Raw genomic sequence first — 17,385 nt, 5'->3', positions numbered from 1 at the left:
TTTCTAGCGTGTAAGTGGTTAAGTAGCAAATTGCTTTGCCAATATTTCTTATTCAGCAAGCTAGATATACAATCAATTTTTAGCTTTTTTGAGCCTGTCTTGAAATTGATTTTAGTCGAGATTTATCCAAATCACCTCTAACAAAATACTAGGCTTTTAATAGCCGTCGATAGCTACTATACTTCAAGATATTCTATCGTTATCTTATACTTACAGTGCCTTTCTGCTGATTAAGCACGCGGTATTATTCAATAAAATCTAAGGTGTTGTTTTGACGGCTATTAATAGAAGTGATATTTACGATAAAAACTTAAATTTCCTCATAGGATCCGGAGCGTCGGTGGGGCTGCTCCCAACGCTTGAATTAAAAATTAAGCAAGCTGGAAGCCAGCGCTCCCACACGCTTGAGACGCTCGCGACAATGTTTGAAGATGACGAAGATATAATGCCCCTTCTCTTTTCATACTATGTCAAAAATGTCATAGCTCCTGCCGCCAAATTTGATTATTCTGAAACAAATATTTCGCAGAAAGCTGTTCTAAGAAGCTACACGCATTTTTTGACATCTATATTAACTTTGCTCAACAAGAAGGGGCAAGTTCGACGGGCCAACATTTTCACGACAAATTATGATGGTCTAATTGCTCATTGCGCCGAACAAATGGTTCAGCAAGGTCAGTTCGACTTTATTCTAAACGATGGAAGTATTGGATTTAAAAAAAAGACCCTCCAAACGAGAACCTTCAATAGGTCAGTTAAAGACCAAGGAACCTTTGACCAGCACGAAATCAGTATCCCTCAAATAAATCTAATACAACCTCATGGTTCAATTTATTGGTACAAAGACGGGGAAAACATTGAAGTTTCTTACGACCTACAAAGATCGTCAAATAGAGCAGATACTGTGCCAGAATTTTCGAACTCAGATTTCGAAGACTTATTGCTTGATGAAACAAAAGACGACAACGATATTATCCCTGATGACATCCACGAGAACGCAGAAGTTATAGAGGAATTTTGGGAACATTACCGAAAATTACCGATAGTAAATCCCACCAAATGGAAGTTTCACGAAACTGTATTCGAAGAGCACTACTATCAATCACTTCGGACTTTAAGCTACGAACTTGAAAAACCCAATTCTGTATTCATAGTTTTCGGATTTTCCTTTGCTGACGAGCACATTTTGAGTTTGGTCAAGCGGTCGCTATCAAACCCCACTTTAAAAGTTTTTATCTGTTGCTACTCAGAACAAATAAAGTCCGAATTGGAGATAAAGTTTGGTGTCTTTGACAATGTGGAACTCATTCGAACAGATGGAAAATTAGACTTTAAAACCTTTAATAAGGAAGTATTCTCTACCGCTCCGCCCCTAGTCTCTGGGGAATAGAGATGATCGAAATAGGGCAAGTAATCGCTGTACTAGGTGTTGAAATAACGATCAAGACCAACGAAAATTCAAATTTGGAAACTCATTTCTATCACGGCCAATCTTTCAAAGGCGTTTCAATTCGTGAGTTTATCGCAATTGATCACGGATTTCGAGAAGTGATTTGCGTTGTTGAAGGGGAGTTTTTGGACGAAAGGCTAAAAGAAGGGGATGGCCCCAACGTACGGTATGTTCGAAAACTCAAAGCACGACCTTTTGGATACTTTGAAGACGGAGTGTTCCATGATGGCATAAAATTTCTTCCCAAAATTGGCGAACCGGCCAAACTGTTGCCTGAGCAGCAAGTCGAGAAGATGTTCGAAAGCAAATCATCAGAAAACTTTGTTATTGGGAGCCTCTTAAAAGAAGACTTACCCATTTCACTACCATGGATGAATATTTTCAACACTCATATTGGAATATTTGGGAACACTGGTAGTGGGAAATCCAATACTTTAGCTAAACTTTTTACAACACTATTTGACACAAAAATTGAGGAGATTGCCGGTAAAAGTAAATTCGTTTTTCTGGATTTTAACGGCGAATATACTGGAGCACAACTCGCTCCAGAAAGGTTTAAAGAAGTCACAAAATTAAGCACACGGCATTCCGAAGCTGATCATTTCACAATACGAGATCAAGAATTTTGGGAAGCTGAGACGCTCGGTATTTTATTCCAAGCGACCGCCAATACACAAAAACCTTTTCTTAGAAGAGTAGTATCTGGTCGTAACAAGTTTCTTGAAATCCAAGATTCTCTTGGTCGTTACCTAAGGACAACCTTCGAACTTGTTCTAAAATCCAAATCTCCAAGCCTCGAAGCGTTAGAGCAGCTTAAACACTTGGCTAGGCTTCTAGATAATGATGGTGGATTGATAGATGCTCTTGATGGAGTTGGCCTCAGACGGGGAGTTGATGTTGATAGTTTCCATGTCATAGAAAATGGGAGTTGGAAGTACCTTAGCCAAGATACCTTTGCGGATTTTTGTGAGGACACTTTCCTGACAGAAGTGGATGCTCTGGACGTCAGCGTTCTCCAAGGGTTCGATGAACTTCAAGTTCGGTCAAATCTACAACTTATTCGCGATGTTCTCAGTGGATCGGCGCAATATGATCACATTCAACCTCTTCTTCGCAGGCTGGAAGCAGTAAAAGAAGACTTAAAAAAAGTGATCTTAGTAGACGACGCGCATGAAGAAACCACCAAACCTCTGAAAGTAATCTCTCTTAGAGAAGTGAAGCAGGAGGTGAAAAAAATAATCCCTATATTAGTCGCGAAACGATATTTCGAGCACCATAAAGAAACAAGCACCTCGCCTCCATCTTCAACCGTTCACTTAGTAATTGATGAAGCGCACAATATTCTTTCCACTCAGTCATCAAGAGAAGCGGAGAGTTGGAAAGACTATCGGTTGGAACTATTCGAGGAGATCATCAAAGAAGGTAGAAAATTTGGTGTTTTTCTTACACTTGCGAGTCAAAGACCATCTGACATATCCTCAACGATCGTTTCTCAGATACACAATTATTTCATTCATAGACTCGTTAATGATCGTGATCTAGCGCTATTGGACAACTCCATATCAACGCTTGATTCCGTCTCGAAATCTCAAATTCCTTCCTTACCCAAAGGTGCATGTGTGGTCACGGGAACTACGTTTGACATCCCCATGCTGCTACAGATCGATAGACTTGATCTAGAAAGAGAGCCTGACAGTAAAGACGTTGATTTGAACAAGCTTTGGGACGATGGAGACATTTTAGCATAGGGTAATCGGGCTTGCCACCTTGCCTCGCAAACGATTGAAACGTTACATTGAGCTAGACATTAAGGAACTCATCTCTTGCGAAACAGAGTAGCTCTGGCAAATTGTGCTTAGTTACAAACATCTAAACATTCTCGAATTGTTCCGACATATTTCGACTTGAATCTAAACAATTAAACTCACCAAATCAGCTACATACCTAGTCTTGCAAATCCGTGTACACCGGTTCGATTCCGGTACTCGCCTCCAATATAATCAATGGGTTACGCATTTCTCTGCTCATTGGGTATCACCTCTAGTATCAGTTTCACGTTCTGTGCCTGTTCTGTTCGGGGTCATTTGCGCTTTGCTACCGCCTGCCGCGCCCGCATGATTTGCCGCGCCTCCCCGGCATATTTGATGATCATCTCTTTAGATGTGTGGCCGCTGTAGCTGGCGATTTCATCGTCCGTGCAGCTCGCCCACGCCAATTCCATGACGCCGCGATACCGCAAGGCGTGTTGGTCATGGGCCATCAGGCCCAACCGCTTACGCTCGCGCACCATCACACGCGCCATCGCGTGATAGTCCATTTTGGAACCGTTAGCGCGCGTCAGGATGTGGCGCGATGGGTGGGGCGCTACGCCTAGATCATCTTTCGCGCCGTCCAGTGCCGCCTTGAGTGCAATCGTGCATGGCAGTGACAGGACCGTATCTGTCTTATTCTGGCGCAGTTTAAGAGTATCGCCGTCATAGTCGCCCCATTGAAAATCAACCCAGTCGCCGGGGCGTTGTACACTCCCAACACCAATCTCAAAAATCAGGCGGGGCAATGGCTCACCCTCTTCCCGCATCTTTTCAACTGCCCAATCGGTCCACGGCAAGTGTGGCTTCTTACGACTTTCTGGAACTTTGAGCTGTTCTATTTCGGTTGCGGGATTGTCATCACGCCAACGCTTTCGGATCGCCAACTTGCACAACATGCTGATCGCTGTGGGAAGGTAAATGGCAAACCTGACCCGATGGCGATTTTGGTCCATCGCCTCGTAAATATCGGCTTGGGTTAGCCGCGACACATCCATGTGACCGATTTTTTCAGTCAGATATTCGAAGGCATTTTCAAGGTCACCTCGGTAGCGCGGGGAAAACCCGGCCCACTTGTCTGTTTCTTGCATTGCGTCGATAAGCGCAGCCCACGACGTCTTCACGTTCGCTTTTTTGCCACTCAAAATTTCCCAGTATTGGCGGTCAAATTCAGCCGTACCCTCTTCGGCAGTAATACGTCCCAGATAAATCATCTTGCCATTGACGATCTTGCGCACATAGCAACGGCCAGACGGATGCCGCCAAAGGTATTTCTTGCGTCGACCTACCACTGAATTTGATCCCATAGCTCTGTCACATCCCCCGCTGAAATTCGTTTGAGGACCTCAGTATCCCAACGAACTACGCCAGGCGCAATTTCATGCCCCGGCGGTAGGTGACCTTCATCAACCAAAGCCTTAAACTCGTTCGTGCGCAAATCGAGCAATCGCGCGGCTGTTGTCTCGCTGGCCATGATGGGTGTGTGCCGCGTCATTTGTCAGCCCCCATTTCTTGGCCTGCTCTGCATCGCGCTGGCTTTTGCGCTTTGACCGTGAATTGAGAGACATACTTCTCCCAAGCACCGCTCGGAATCTTTGGGTTCCGTTGCCCCGGCGCGGTGAAGATATGGTCCAGCATGTCTTCGCGGATCAGATATCGGATGTTGGTCACGGGCAGACCTACGCGCTCAGCCAGTTCCTTTGGTGTTTCGAGAGGTTTGGTCACGGCTCACCTTTCCATTGGATTTCAGTTAAAAACACTGCAAGAGTGAACAGGATCGCCCAAACCACTCCAAAAGTGCACATATGGGTGAATAATTAACTCATAGGTGCATCGTGTCAACAGACTTGAGCGGCATTGGCCTTCGTTTGCGAGAAATTCGCAAAATAAACGATATTACTCAGCCCGTTATGGCTGCGGCCATCGATGTGTCTGACCGCGCGTATAAGAACTATGAACAGGAAAAACGGGATCTGCCCGCTCTTACAGCTCTGAACATCAGCGAGGCATTCAGAGTGAATCTTGACTGGCTGTTGGCGGGGCGCGGCAAGATCCACAAAAGTGACGACCCCGAGCTGGCTGAGGCAAGTGCGATCGCTGTCTTGTCCGAGGCTGACAGGCGCGGAACAGACCTGCCTACCGCCAAGCTCGGCAAAATCATCGGGTTTGTCGCCGCGCAGGCCGCACAGACAGGCGAAAGCCCCGCGCAGGTCGCCAGCCACTACTTCGAAACCCTTTAATCAGGAGACGAACATGACCGACACATATCAGCCGCTGGAATCCTCAAAGTCAGACTTGGACCCCTGCGACCAAGAAATACTCACCTTTGCGCGGCAAGTCGGCATATCAGGCGCATTCTTGTTTTTTGGCGGTTTGATAGCTCTGATCGCAACATCAGGCCAAACAACTTGGGACATCGCACGCTCCCTTTACGTTGTCATGGTTGTTCTTGGCCCTATCGGCATTGTCGTAGCGCAAAGACTCCTGCGCATATTGATGAAGCATCGGCGCAAAGAGCTTTCCATTTTTGATAGTCATTAAGGCACAATGGCGGATCGCGGACCTTTGCCGTAGACCTCAAGCACAACCGGACCGACTGACACTCGCCCAAGTCTAACTCGGCAAAAATCCAAGCTCGAACACCCTTGGACGCAGCTTTGTGGTTAAATCCGCGTAGGCTGCCTTGAATGGATCGAAGTCGGTCAATTCGGTATCGCTATAGGCTTCAAGCGCGCGGCGGACCTGATACCAGCCCGCATCCGGGCGGCCCAGTTTGAATTCCAGTCTGATTTTTTTGGGGAAGCTGATGGCGTGGAAGCGCTGGAACAGCTTGCGGCCTTCATCGAGGACGGCCTGCGCTTCGGGCGAGAAGGTCATGCCGGCCATGTAGCGCACCATGAAATCGCTTTCAAACCGCGCCCTTACCCCCAGTTCACCTTCGGTAAACGGGATAAAGTGATTAGTGAGCGACCAGTCCCGATCATCCCAACGCAGCCCGTCGGCCCCGGCGGTAAGGTTCTTTCCGGCGAACAGCATCCAAATTAAGCAGTCTGATTTGAAAATGTCGGAAAGTGGCTGCAAGGGTTGCAGGAACTGGTCACTGTGGTTTTGCCAAGTGTGGCGAACGAGAAGTCGGACGGAAAAGACGACCGCAGCATCGGCTATATTCTCGGGCAAGAGAAACAGACCGCCTCCATTCCTCCCAGTGAAAATTGATGAGGTTATCAACGTTCCCTGACCCGCGTTCTGCATGTCATTGTTGCTGGCGAACAAGTGACCAATCGCGCCATTAGATGTCCGCTTGACACGCGGATTGCGAGATGGCGTCAGAGCATTGGACAGCGGTATAGTGACCTCGCCTTTAGCAGGAGGCGCAACTATCCATGCGTTCAGTAACGTCGACTTAGGACGAACTGAGTAGGTTTTTTCGCTGATCAAGGCACCGTGACGATCAAGCGCGTTCACTGTGATTTCGCTCACGGGCGCTTTGGAGCTATGATCCCAAATCAAAAATCCGATAGGGAAATTGCCTTCTAGGCTGTCAAACGCCCGACTATGAACCACAAAGCCATCGAGATACTTCGGCTGCCAAATCTTCCGGAATGCTTCGAAGTTTGGCGCGTTTACATACTTTAGGGTGCTGAACATCGCCAAAGTCGAATGTGGCAATTCATTTCGAATGCGGACTAGGAATTGCACGAACAATTCCTTGCTGGCATAACCAAGGTTCATCTCGCGCATCCATCCGTTAATGCGCGTTTTTTCGATACCGATCTTGTTTTCGTCGCCTTTGGTGATCCCTGATCCGCTTTCCCCATAAGGCGGATTGATCAGCACCAAGATCGGCTTGGCGCCCTTCTTGCGCTCACGCGCATCGGCAATCGCCTGTCTTAGCCCCTGCGGTAGCTTGCCGGACAGGTCGTAATCAATCTGCCCAAAATCATCTACGTCGTCATTCAAATAATCATACTGGAAAATCTCTGCCCCTGCGAAGGCGGGGTTGCTGCGCATGATCGTCACGTCCTCGGTGTCCAGCGTGGACATGTAGACATTGCGCAGGTTGGAGTGCTTGGCCTCAAGATTGCCAACACCCGCGCACATATCCCAGACGATATATTTTTTCTGCCAGTTCGCGCCTAGCGTGGCTTTCAATTGATCATAGGCTTTGTCGACGATGTGCAGCGGGGTGTAGAACGCGCCCTTGAACTTCTGTTCGTCCATCGGCAGCAGGCTCTCGCGCCGCGCCAGCAGATAGTTCCGATATTCCTTTTCAGGCGGGCGGTGGTAGATGTTCCAGAAGTTGCGATAGCCGCGTTCGCTGGCAAGTTCGTATTGCTCGGCCCCAATGATGAACACAGGCTTATTGCCGCTAAACAAAAGGCGGGCGGGTAGGTTGCGCATCGCTTCATCGCGCCCGTCATGCATGATGTCAGCAAAGAACAAGACTGCATAATCCGCCTCGTTCTCTACACCAAGCTCAACGCCAACCATCGCGACCCATTTGTCGAACACCTGCCGCAGGTTGTCAGGCGTGATCGGTGTGCGGATGATCCGGCCCTCGCTGACCGCGTCCTTCGTCGCTTTAATGAACTCAGCCTCGTAATCCTTGATTTCGTAGAGAACGAAGTGGGTTTCAATCGTGGGCGCAATTTTGGCTGCTAACACTTTGTCTGCCGCAGAACCGGATTTAGGCCAGACGATTGTCTTGTCGGCCAGCAGCGGCAGCGCATGCTCGGTTGCCATCAATGCCGCCTTTTCGCGGTCCATCACGCACAGAAAGCCGGGGATGGGTTCGCCCCGTTTTCGTGCGGCGCGAACGTAGACGAGCAATTGTGCGAACATCAGCAGGGGTGGGGTTGGGGCCTCTTTGGCCTCAAACCAGATTTCTAGGGTCTGGATATCGACAAGGCCCTTGTTCACCCCTTTAAGGCCAAGCGCTGCGATGTAGGCGTCCTTGACGTCTTCCTCGGTTTTTGCGCGGGTAAGGGCTGTGTGCAGGCTCATATAATTAGTTCCACTTAACGGGCTGTTTCTTCAAAGTTTTTAATGCGCTTAAAGCTATCAGGCTAGCTGTAAGTCCCAATGGCTGGCCTCCATGACCTTATTCATTTTTGTGGGGTGGTTGCATAGTAAAAACCAAGGTCCGCAAATGGGCTTGGCCAGAAAAATTCTGGTTGAGCGGGATTCTACGCCCGAAATTCTGTGTCTGGGACCATTGAAAGCGCCATCCCCTCGCGCTGTTTCAACCGTGACACCATCGCCAGCAGATTATCTGCGCGCGGGTTTCCCTTAGCGCTGAGCATCCGCATCAGGCTCTTGGGGTCTTTATCCATGTCTTGCGCCAAGGCCTCGAACCCCACCGTGGCGTTCACGTAGTCGCGCAGCAGCACCTTGCCGGTGTCCAGATCATCGCTGAGCATCGCTTCGATTGCTTCGCGGAACAAGCCCGCACGAAACTCAGGGTCGCACTCGGCGCGCGCTTTGATCGTTTCTTTGAAGTCTTTCGTCAGTGGCATGTCAGTCGCCTTTCTCTTTGCGGGCCTTGTAGTCGTCCCAATATGCTTTGGCCTGCTCGATGTCTTTCGACTGGCGTTTCTTCGTGCCACCGCAGAGCAAGATCACAAGTGTGTCGCCATCTTTGCCAAAATAGACGCGATAACCAGGGCCGAAAGTGATGCGCCGCTCTGACACGCCTTGGCCAACTGGTTTTACATCGCCCAGATTGCCCGTCTCGATCCGCGCTAGCGCCGTGCGCACCTTCAATGCCGCCGCCGTATCCAGACCATTGAACCAATCTTCAAACGGCGTTTTACCCGCCTCGGTGACATAAACAACGAGCTTATTCATCGTAATGGTTGGTGACGCATATGTTACCAAATGTCAATCGAATTCCTTTCTTCAGCTCTGCTAAGTGTCGTTCTCACGCGCACTGTATGGCTCTGACGGTCCTGGGAACTAACCGGGCTAAATTGAGGCATTCAATGCCACTTAGTATACACCGCCGCCTGTAGGGGAGAAGTCCTGGGCTGATGCTTTGGGGTTTCCGTAGTGCGGAAAAATGCCAGAGCGCACATTATCAGTTTCCTGCCCCGCAACTAATGTCAGCTGTCTAGAAAGGGGTAAACTAGCCAAAACTTCTCGCACGCCGATGCGGCCCTTTGAGCCAAGTCTAATCGATGTTCCTTAGCGATTGGAACTTGTGGAAACTAGTGGCACGCAACAGGCAATTTCATTCGACATTTGCTTCACCCAAACCAATCAACGGGAGCTTTCGACCCAAATTGCTTCTTGTAAAAACCCTCAGCTTCGAAGGCTAGGTTGAGGGACTTCACCTGAACTCTATCGTCCATTATCAAATGAAGCTGGTTTTCATAACTTCGTGACCTCGAAAAAGTTGCAATGTTTACTGGCTCCCCATCGAATTGGACCAGGGAGCCGTCGCCTTTTACTACTACCACAGCTTCGTCAAACTCGATAATGACCCCAAACAGTGCCGATCTGACAGATACAATTTCACTCGTGCAGCCTGGCAGCTCGATGTCTCCTAGTAGGGGTCTTTTCCCCGAATTTAGAAAACGAAATGCACTTAGTGTGTTCCCAGACACCTTATATATTTTATCGTGCGAGCCCCAAGAAAGCGTCTGAACCGATTCAGAGCTATCATCTTCGATCCCATCGGTCAGAACTGTACTGCCAGAAAACTCAATCTTCTCGATTTCAGCGCCCTCTACGTCATTGAACGCGTTTTCCGCCTTTTCTAGTTCAAACGTTTCACCAGTTCGTTTGAAATTCGCTAAATAACTCCCCCCTCGGTAGGAGGTGGCCGAGATATTTTGATACATCCAGTCACATGCGTCACAACTCGCACCGCTAAGCTCGTAACCTTCACTTTCAGCAGGCTTAAAACCTTGCTCGAGATGAAGATCTAACTGGCGCAGGCCGGCGTCACCAGCTGCGCATGCTATTTTGCCATACGCAGCTGCAATTTGTCGTGTCGCAATCGAAGAAATTCTCTTCAATGAGTGTTCGCCAGGTTGTTCGGAGTTCACATACTCAACGTGAACGCCATTCTGAGATGACATTATCATTCTATCATAGTGCATATTCATTGATGTGCTTGGAAACGCATCTGAAATATCAGACTCCACAAGCAAATACTTCGCCAACTGCTTAGGAGAAACAACGAAATCCAGAGTGGCTATGTCTTCGAAGCTTTTGGTGACAACTTGCCGGGACAAAGCTCCGTTCTTGATTGCGTTACTTGCTCGAAAAGAAAATCGCAGCGAGGGTCGTGCTGCTTCTTCGACTGCTGTTTCTAAATCGGATATAAGGGCATCCCAGTCATACACGGCCCAATCGCCCTCTGGAGTTAGGGCGTGGAGCTTACCCTTGTACAGAAGGGTGTCCCACCAGGACCCCTCCAAGGAGATGTTTAGATCGCGCATCTTTGCCCCTTGGTTATCTTTCTCATCTTGGCCAGTTTCAGGAAGCCCTCTTTCACCCAAGACTGCAAAATATCTCCAGTAGGTCTTTGATTGTCGATCCTGTAGTCACATGGATATCCATGCCACTGTTCCATGGCGTGGTTGTCAAATTTGGCCAAGAAGACATCACCTGCATCCCGATCACGCCCAAGGTAGGCAATTTCTTCCGCTACAAGGTGTATACCCCAAGCGCACTTTCCATTTGTCCAATTCGCTGCACAAGAATTCTCGAAGGACAAAGCCTCGTCTGTCTTTGAAATAGTCCACTGGGACTTACCAAGATTTCCGTCGCGGTGTTTTTCAGAATGCTGGTAAAGGACTTGCTTCTCGCCGCCAGATACGGGGCATTGGAAGGTCACTACTGTCTCAAACAATTTCGAACCCCTGATCTTAGATGGCCTCGATGACGTCGGTCAATACCGAACTCAATTCACGGATTCATTCAGAAAACTTAATCAACGTCGAAATCGGGCTAACCTTGTCCTCTGTAAACCATTGGTTGCGCCAAGGTTCAAGGCAACATCCACCACGGTAAGCAACCGGTGCAAGCCAAGTTGATAAACGCGCGTAACCAACGGGCAAAATAAGATAAAATTGCATACATCAGAATTTCAATTGCGGTACTTGCCAGTCCTTCAATGCGTCATCCCCTGGTCCATATCGACCTCGCGCGCTTTTAGCTCTGTCTCAGCCTCTCTTCGGCGTCCTTCGCTAAGCTCAAGCTCGTGCTCAGTTGTTCGTCGAGCATCCTGTAACTCGCTTCCTCGTTCAACAATCCACGCAATGCTTTCAGTGACACGGCTTGCGAACGCACCAGCAGCGTCACGCATTGCGCTATACCATCCAACTGGTTCTGCATCCTGCTCGTCGAGCGTGCCTCTAACCCGCTCAATTCCTTTGCTGAGACCTCGCAGGCCGTTACCAACCGCTCGACGCAGGCGAGCAAGTCGCGTTCCAAGGCTGTCAGGGGTGTCGTCATCTAGTTCTCCTCGATCTTGATGCAGGTCACTGATCTGCCGCCCAGCGTGCAGGTCCTGAAGCGCGTTTTCGTCGGGTCCAACACCAGCCATGTCGCGTCCTCCCTGTCGATCCGCGTCAGGCCCAAGTCCTTCATCTCTGAGCTCTCCAGCATCAGCGTCCAGAGCAAGCTCGCGCCCATCATCGAGACGATCCCCACCAAGAGTGTCCCCGTGATCAGCCAGGGCGAGATCGTCAGCCAGCTCTTGTTCTGTCGCAGAAAGGTGCGGGTATCGCTCTCGATTGTACGATGCGCGATGGTCGCAATTTTGCTCAAATCGGTCCTGAAGTTCTCGAGCTGGGATGCCATCGAGGCGGCGTAATCCTGCCGGATCGTGTCCAGTTCCGCGTTCAGCTTCTCGCTCAGCCGGGTCGGTTTGCCAGTTTTCATGGAATATCTCTCCTTTCAAACGCCAGCGCTCGCCGGTGTCGGGGTCTTGGGCGGTTAGGTAGGCTTTGCCCGCACGCGGGATGTCAAAGCCAGCATTGGTCAGGCCGTCGAGCATGCTGGCGCGGTCAGTGATCAGACCGACGCTAACCTGATCCAAAATCCACGCATGCAGCTCGTCACGGCCTTGGGCGCGGGTTGGGGTCTCGATGGTGTCGCGGACCTCTTGGGTGCGCTCCAACTCCATCGGATCGGCCCAGCCGTGGCGCTGGTTCATCACGTCGCGCAGGCTGTCGAAGGCCTTCTCATAGCCGGGCGGCGCGATGTTCAGGCTGCGGCCCGAGGTCAGCTCCAAGCGCGGCGTGCAGAAATGAAGCTCGACGCGGTCTTCGTGGGTATGTCGGACCCAGAGCACCTCATATAGCGTCGGGTCCAGCCCCGCGAAGGCCAGACGCTCGAACCCGTCCATGACCTCCACTTGCTGTTCCTCGGTCGGAGCGTCGGTGTCGGCAAAGCTGATCACGCCCGCGCGGTAGGTCCATTGGTGGCGGCTGGCGTCGATCAGGGCTTCAGTGCGGTCGGGATTGCCGCGCATGACCTCGGGCAAAGGTTCGCGGGTCACAGTGATCGGCTGGCCGTCAGCATCGCGGATCAGGTCGCGGTTGTCGTCGTAGGCGAGCACCTTGTCCGCGACGAGGTAGCCGATCGGACCCGCACCCGCGCTTTTGCCGTTGCGGAAGAACTTGATCAGCATCGGCGGGCGGCCTCGACGATCTGGGCAAGCTGGCGTTCGATGGTCAGCAGGCGGCGGGCAACGGTGAGCGCGTCGAGGTCGGCACGGCCTGTCAGCATCGCGCGGTTCAGCCAGCGGGCGATCTGGTTGAGGTTACCGCCAATGCGGCCGACGGCCAGCACAAGCGCCGGATCAACGCGGGGGATGGGCTTGCGGCGGCGGGCCTCGGTCAGGCCAAGCGCCTCGCGCAGCAAGGTCGCAGCGGGCAAGCCAGCGGCCTCGGCTTTGGCGCGCAACTGGGCTTTCTCTGCGGCGGTACAACGGAAGACGAACGTCTCGGTCAGCGGCTCTTTGGTGCGGGCTTTTCCCGCGCCGGTGGGGTTCGAAGGGGAGGCTTGCCGCCCCTCGCAAGGTCCCGTGTCAGCAGCGCCAGCGTATGACATGGGTCGCCTTGCTGTTTGCTCTTCGGTGGGATCGGTAGCGGTCTTGATCTAAGGCCTGCGGCTTGGATTTGGGCCTGCGTCACCAGCTTCGACGCCAGCAATGCCGTCACTTGCGGGGTCGTGATGTGTTTGCACATCGGGCTGCGATCACTGATCCAGCAGGCCAGTCGCGCATGGTGATCGGCCTTCAGCGTTGCCACCTTTTCCCGGTCTTCCGCCTGCTTCTCAACATAGGCCTGCCAGCGCCGAGACTGAAACCAATTGTCGGAAAAGCAAACTTTGGAGCGGGTGAATCCTGCGCTGTCGTTGGCGTAGGCTTGGACAGCTTGGAGCAAGTCCTCCGGCCTGATCCCTTCCTTTTTGGCCTCTTCGATCTGGGCAATGCAGGCCGCTTTGCCACGTAGCCGGTCGAGCGGATAGGCCGCTAAAATCTTCTCAGCTTCTTCATCCACCGCCGCCTCGCGCTTGCGCGTAGGTGGTTCTTTCTTAGGTTCAATGGTGAGGTTCGTGTCCCGATTTGAGACTACCCCCGTCTCACCCTTGAGACTTTTCCCCCGCGTTTTTGAGACGTTTCCCCCCGTCTCATTTTGAGACGAAACCCCACTGGGGCCGCTGTCCCCAATCTTTGGACGCGAGCTGGGGCCAAGGGTGATATCAAGGTGCAATTCATATTGATTAGAACCGCGCCCGCCATCACCGTCACCACGGGCATGGCGAGTGACAAGGCCGCATTCCTCCAACGTCGTCATGTGCCGAAACAGCGTTGCGCGTCCCATCTCGCATTCGTCCGCTAACCGCTGGGCGCTTGGGTTGCATTGGTCCGTTTCTTTGTTGTGAAAATCCGCCAGTTGGATCAGCACAATCTTGGCAGCGGGCTTCAACCCTTTGACGTTCGCGGCCCAGATCAATGCCATGCCGCTCATGGCTTTGAGCCTGCCGAAACACGGGTATCAGGTTCACAACTTGTTCGACAAATGTCCTGATACTTTCTTGGCTCTAAGGGTGTGTTTTCGGGGCGAAATACACTGGATTGTAAATCCGTGTACACCGGTTCGATTCCGGTACTCGCCTCCACACTTCGACATCACGAGATCCGACTTCCGGCGCGAACAGCACTCCTATTCGGATACCGTGATACGTCAGCTGTTATCCCTCACGCACAGCATCAATCATGCGCTGTACGTTGTTAGGATCAGCGTCCGGTGTGATGCCGTGGCCAAGGTTAAAGATATGCGGGCCGCCGGAAAAGGCGCTGACGATGCGTTTGGTTTCAGAGATCAGTTTTGGGCCGCCTTCAACCAGCAGCGCCTGATCCAGATTGCCTTGGATGCAGACCTCGGGTTGCAGGTTTTTGACTGCCCAATCCGTGTCCATTTCCCCGCCGATTGCCAAGCCGTCCACGCCTGTGTGTTTGGCGTAGGCCGCATAGCCGTCTGGGGTTGCGCCACGGGGGAAGCCGATAATCGGCAGGTCGGGCCAGCGTTCGCGCAGGCGGGATACGATCTTGGCGGTCGGGCGGGTACAGTATTTCGCATAGGCCAGTCCTTCCAGCGATCCGGCCCAACTGTCGAACAGTTTCACCACCTCAGCCCCTGCTTCGACTTGACGGGACAGATAGTGGATCGTGGCTTCGGTGATCCGATCCATCAGCTTTTCAAACAGGGCAGGATTTTCCGCCATTAAGGCCAGCGCAGGCCCCTGATCCGGCGTGCCGCGACCGGCAATCATATAGGTGGCCACCGTCCAGGGCGCGCCTGCAAAGCCGATTAGTGGCACCTCGGGCGGTAGGGATTCGCGCAGGTTTTTCACCGTTTGATAAATCGGAGACAGGGTTTCGTGAATATCTTCGGCAGGGCCTAGCTTGCCAAAATCCTTGGCGGTTTGGATGGTGGACAGCCGAGGCCCCTCGCCCGTGACAAACCACAGATCCGCGCCCAGCGCTTGGGGGACCAGCAGAATATCGGCAAACAGGATCGCGGCGTCAAACCCGTAGCGGCGGATCGGTTGCAGCGTGACTTCTGTTGCAAGATCAGGGTTGTAGCACAGCGACAGGAAATCCCCTGCCTCGGCCCGCGTCGCCTTATATTCGGGCAGATAGCGCCCCGCTTGCCGCATCATCCAGATCGGTGGCACTGGCAGGGTTTCCCCGCGCAGCGCACGCAGCAGCAATTTCTCTTCGGTTTTCATCGCGAGGCCTTTCGTGCAAACTTGGCCCGCTATATCCCGCGACACCCTTTAGGGGAAGCCATCCGCGACATTTTCCCGATTGCCCAAGGCGGATCGCGGCCTTACACCGCAACCTATGACCTATTCTGCTGACACCCCGATGAACATTGGCACCCGCGGTTCCCCGCTGGCGCTGGCTCAGGCCTATGAAACCCGCAACCGGCTGATGGCGGTGCTTGATCTGCCCGAGGCGGCGTTCAAAATCCATGCGATCAAAACCACAGGCGACCGCGTCCAAGACCGCGCCCTGTCTGAAATCGGCGGCAAGGGCCTGTTCACCAAAGAAATCGAAGAGGCCATGTTAGACGGCACCATCGACATCGCAGTGCATTCCATGAAGGACATGCCCGTCGATCTGCCCGATGGCCTGATCATCGACTGCATCCTTGAACGCGAGGACGTGCGCGACGGGTTCTTATCCCCCAGCGTGACGGGAATCGCCGACCTGCCCCACGGCGCCATTGTCGGATCGTCATCCCTGCGCCGCCGCGCCCAGTTGCAGCACCGCCGCCCTGACCTGAAAGTGGTTGAATTTCGCGGCAATGTGCAAACCCGCTTACGTAAACTGTCTGAGGGCGTTGCACAGGCCACGTTTCTGGCCATGGCTGGCCTGAAACGGCTGAATATGCCAGCCGACACCGCCACGCCAATTTCAACCGACGACATGCTGCCTGCCATCGCTCAAGGGGCCATCGGCATTGAACGGCGAGCAGAGGACGAAGCCGCCGCACAGGCACTGGCCCTGATCAACCACAGCGACACGCAAATCCGCCTGTTCGCAGAACGCGCTTTGTTGCGCGGGTTGGACGGATCGTGCCAAACGCCAATTGCGGGGCTTGCCACATTGCACGGTGACCAGATCACTCTGCTAGGTGAAGTTCTGCGCCCTGATGGCAGCGAAAGCCTTACAGATCAGTTAACAGGCCCTCGTTCTGATGCCGCCGCCATCGGCGCAGAAATGGCCACACGCCTGCGCCCGCGCATGGGCCGCGATTTTTTCTGAAAACAGAGGCCGCGGGCGCTTTACAATCCCGCTCCAAACCGCAATTGTGCGCCACCAATCAAGCAGTTGCGGGCGTGATGGAATGGTAGACATAACAGACTTAAAATCTGTGGGCCTTTGTGCCGTGGGGGTTCGAGTCCCCCCGCCCGCACCACTGATATCAACCACTTGAAATAGCGAAAATATGTTAGGCTAGGGATGCATCTGCGGTGAGTGTCCAAAGTCGCGTGAATTTTGGAGTGTTTATTCTCGCGCGAGTCTTCAAATGTAGAATTTAAATTCTGTTTGTATCAAATTCGTAAATCCATATTCTGCTCTGGTAATCCCCCCTAAAATTAGTGGTGTTCAAAAGTAGAATTTTCTCGGCAAGGTATCTGAGGAGATTTACGATGAAGAACGGACGATTTAGCTTCGCACAGATCATGGCGGTGTTGAAGCAGGCTGAAGGCGGTACACCCGTCTCCGAGCTTTGCCGCGAGCATGGTATGAGCAGCGCCAGCTTTTACAAATGGCGGGCCAAGTTTGGTGGGATGGATGCGTCTTTGATCGCTGAGATGAAGGACATGGCTGAACAGAACCGTCGGTTGAAGAAGATGTATGCCGAGATGAGCATGCAGAATGACTTGCTGAAGGAAGCCCTTGGAAAAAAGCGCTGAAGCCATCTCGAAGGCGGGAGATGGCCATGAATGCGGTCGCGCAGAACGGGGTCAGCATTGCGTTGGCTTGCCGTGCGTTTGAGATCAGCGAGACGTGCTACCGGTACAGCCCAATCCTGAGCGACGAGAACGAGGAGATCGCCGATTGGCTGGAACGGTTGACCGAGAATAAGCGAA

The 17,385-nt window shown here is 52.1% G+C and carries 17 protein-coding genes, 2 tRNA genes and 1 pseudogene; 8 read left to right on the top strand and 12 right to left on the bottom strand.

All coding sequences use genetic code 11. The features are described from left to right. Positions 1 to 271: 271 nt before the first annotated feature. Both GGE09_RS09200 and GGE09_RS09195 read left to right on the top strand, forming a co-directional pair. Positions 272 to 1,390: an SIR2 family protein gene (locus GGE09_RS09200; RefSeq protein ID WP_309745820.1), complete on the top strand. Its 1,119-nt coding sequence runs from the start codon at positions 272 to 274 to the stop codon at positions 1,388 to 1,390. 2 nt (positions 1,391 to 1,392) lie between these two features. Then, positions 1,393 to 3,198: an ATP-binding protein gene (locus GGE09_RS09195; RefSeq protein WP_309745819.1), complete on the top strand. Its 1,806-nt coding sequence runs from the start codon at positions 1,393 to 1,395 to the stop codon at positions 3,196 to 3,198. Between the two features lie 332 nt (positions 3,199 to 3,530). On the opposite strand, the gene GGE09_RS09190 is transcribed toward GGE09_RS09195, so the two are convergent. The 3 genes from GGE09_RS09190 to GGE09_RS09180 are packed head-to-tail and all read right to left on the bottom strand — an operon-like array spanning position 3,531 to position 4,983. Beyond that, positions 3,531 to 4,496, bottom strand: a complete 966-nt coding sequence (locus GGE09_RS09190; protein WP_309745818.1) for a tyrosine-type recombinase/integrase — start codon at positions 4,494 to 4,496, stop codon at positions 3,531 to 3,533. A 47-nt stretch (positions 4,497 to 4,543) separates the two neighbouring features. Beyond that, positions 4,544 to 4,753, bottom strand: a complete 210-nt coding sequence (locus GGE09_RS09185; RefSeq protein ID WP_085632936.1) for a hypothetical protein — start codon at positions 4,751 to 4,753, stop codon at positions 4,544 to 4,546. After that, entirely contained in the window at positions 4,750 to 4,983 is a 234-nt protein-coding gene (locus GGE09_RS09180) for a hypothetical protein (protein ID WP_215959607.1), read from the bottom strand. Before GGE09_RS09180 ends, GGE09_RS09185 begins: the two co-directional genes overlap by 4 nt. Before the next feature lie 110 nt (positions 4,984 to 5,093). Here GGE09_RS09180 and GGE09_RS09175 point away from each other — a divergent pair, with 110 nt between their 5' ends. Further along, positions 5,094 to 5,498, top strand: a complete 405-nt coding sequence (locus GGE09_RS09175; RefSeq protein WP_309745817.1) for a helix-turn-helix transcriptional regulator — start codon at positions 5,094 to 5,096, stop codon at positions 5,496 to 5,498. Between the two features lie 13 nt (positions 5,499 to 5,511). After that, positions 5,512 to 5,799, top strand: a complete 288-nt coding sequence (locus GGE09_RS09170; RefSeq protein ID WP_309745816.1) for a hypothetical protein — start codon at positions 5,512 to 5,514, stop codon at positions 5,797 to 5,799. Between the two features lie 72 nt (positions 5,800 to 5,871). On the opposite strand, the gene GGE09_RS09165 is transcribed toward GGE09_RS09170, so the two are convergent. From GGE09_RS09165 to GGE09_RS09130, 8 genes are all read right to left on the bottom strand, one after another. Then, the gene (locus tag GGE09_RS09165; RefSeq protein WP_309745815.1) at positions 5,872 to 8,262 is read right to left on the bottom strand and encodes a hypothetical protein; all 2,391 of its coding nucleotides are present in this window, start codon (positions 8,260 to 8,262) and stop codon (positions 5,872 to 5,874) included. Between the two features lie 182 nt (positions 8,263 to 8,444). Next, positions 8,445 to 8,774 carry a transcriptional regulator gene (locus GGE09_RS09160; RefSeq protein ID WP_309745814.1) on the bottom strand — a complete coding sequence of 110 codons (330 nt, stop codon included), beginning with the start codon at positions 8,772 to 8,774 and terminating at the stop codon, positions 8,445 to 8,447. 1 nt (position 8,775) lies between these two features. Beyond that, positions 8,776 to 9,105, bottom strand: coding sequence for a type II toxin-antitoxin system RelE/ParE family toxin (locus GGE09_RS09155; protein ID WP_187431748.1), 330 nt, complete (start codon positions 9,103 to 9,105; stop codon positions 8,776 to 8,778). 398 nt (positions 9,106 to 9,503) lie between these two features. After that, positions 9,504 to 10,703, bottom strand: a complete 1,200-nt coding sequence (locus GGE09_RS09150; RefSeq protein WP_309745813.1) for a hypothetical protein — start codon at positions 10,701 to 10,703, stop codon at positions 9,504 to 9,506. Next, on the bottom strand, positions 10,691 to 11,116 hold the full coding sequence (locus GGE09_RS09145; RefSeq protein ID WP_309745812.1) for a hypothetical protein: 426 nt from the start codon (positions 11,114 to 11,116) through the stop codon (positions 10,691 to 10,693). Before GGE09_RS09145 ends, GGE09_RS09150 begins: the two co-directional genes overlap by 13 nt. A 261-nt stretch (positions 11,117 to 11,377) precedes the next feature. Then, positions 11,378 to 12,901 carry a relaxase/mobilization nuclease domain-containing protein gene (locus GGE09_RS09140; protein ID WP_309745811.1) on the bottom strand — a complete coding sequence of 508 codons (1,524 nt, stop codon included), beginning with the start codon at positions 12,899 to 12,901 and terminating at the stop codon, positions 11,378 to 11,380. Then, a complete protein-coding gene (locus tag GGE09_RS09135) occupies positions 12,895 to 13,323 on the bottom strand; it encodes a plasmid mobilization protein (RefSeq protein WP_405048541.1) in 429 nt (142 codons plus the stop codon). Before GGE09_RS09135 ends, GGE09_RS09140 begins: the two co-directional genes overlap by 7 nt. After that, the gene (locus GGE09_RS09130) at positions 13,221 to 14,246 is read right to left on the bottom strand and encodes a helix-turn-helix domain-containing protein (protein ID WP_309745809.1); all 1,026 of its coding nucleotides are present in this window, start codon (positions 14,244 to 14,246) and stop codon (positions 13,221 to 13,223) included. The genes GGE09_RS09135 and GGE09_RS09130 overlap by 103 nt, the downstream gene beginning before the upstream one ends. Positions 14,247 to 14,324: 78 nt before the next feature. Here GGE09_RS09130 and GGE09_RS09125 point away from each other — a divergent pair. Beyond that, positions 14,325 to 14,397: transfer RNA gene (locus GGE09_RS09125), tRNA-Tyr, on the top strand. 72 nt (positions 14,398 to 14,469) lie between these two features. Here the strand turns inward: GGE09_RS09125 and hemE are convergent. Then, positions 14,470 to 15,510 carry a uroporphyrinogen decarboxylase gene (gene hemE / locus GGE09_RS09120; RefSeq protein WP_309745808.1) on the bottom strand — a complete coding sequence of 347 codons (1,041 nt, stop codon included), beginning with the start codon at positions 15,508 to 15,510 and terminating at the stop codon, positions 14,470 to 14,472. 115 nt (positions 15,511 to 15,625) lie between these two features. Here hemE and hemC point away from each other — a divergent pair, with 115 nt between their 5' ends. The 3 genes and pseudogenes from hemC to GGE09_RS09105 form a co-directional block, all read left to right on the top strand. After that, positions 15,626 to 16,552: a hydroxymethylbilane synthase gene (gene hemC, locus GGE09_RS09115; RefSeq protein WP_309745807.1), complete on the top strand. Its 927-nt coding sequence runs from the start codon at positions 15,626 to 15,628 to the stop codon at positions 16,550 to 16,552. A gap of 68 nt (positions 16,553 to 16,620) precedes the next feature. Further along, positions 16,621 to 16,706 (top strand) — tRNA-Leu (locus tag GGE09_RS09110). Between the two features lie 235 nt (positions 16,707 to 16,941). Beyond that, positions 16,942 to 17,385: pseudogene (locus GGE09_RS09105) on the top strand (transposase); the annotation flags it as partial.

The sequence above is a fragment of the Roseobacter sp. N2S genome, from assembly GCF_031454055.1.
In the GTDB taxonomy this organism is placed as follows: Bacteria; Pseudomonadota; Alphaproteobacteria; order Rhodobacterales; family Rhodobacteraceae; genus Amylibacter.
Note: the sequence above shows the minus strand (reverse complement) of the source record. Positions and strands in the feature narration are given on the sequence as shown.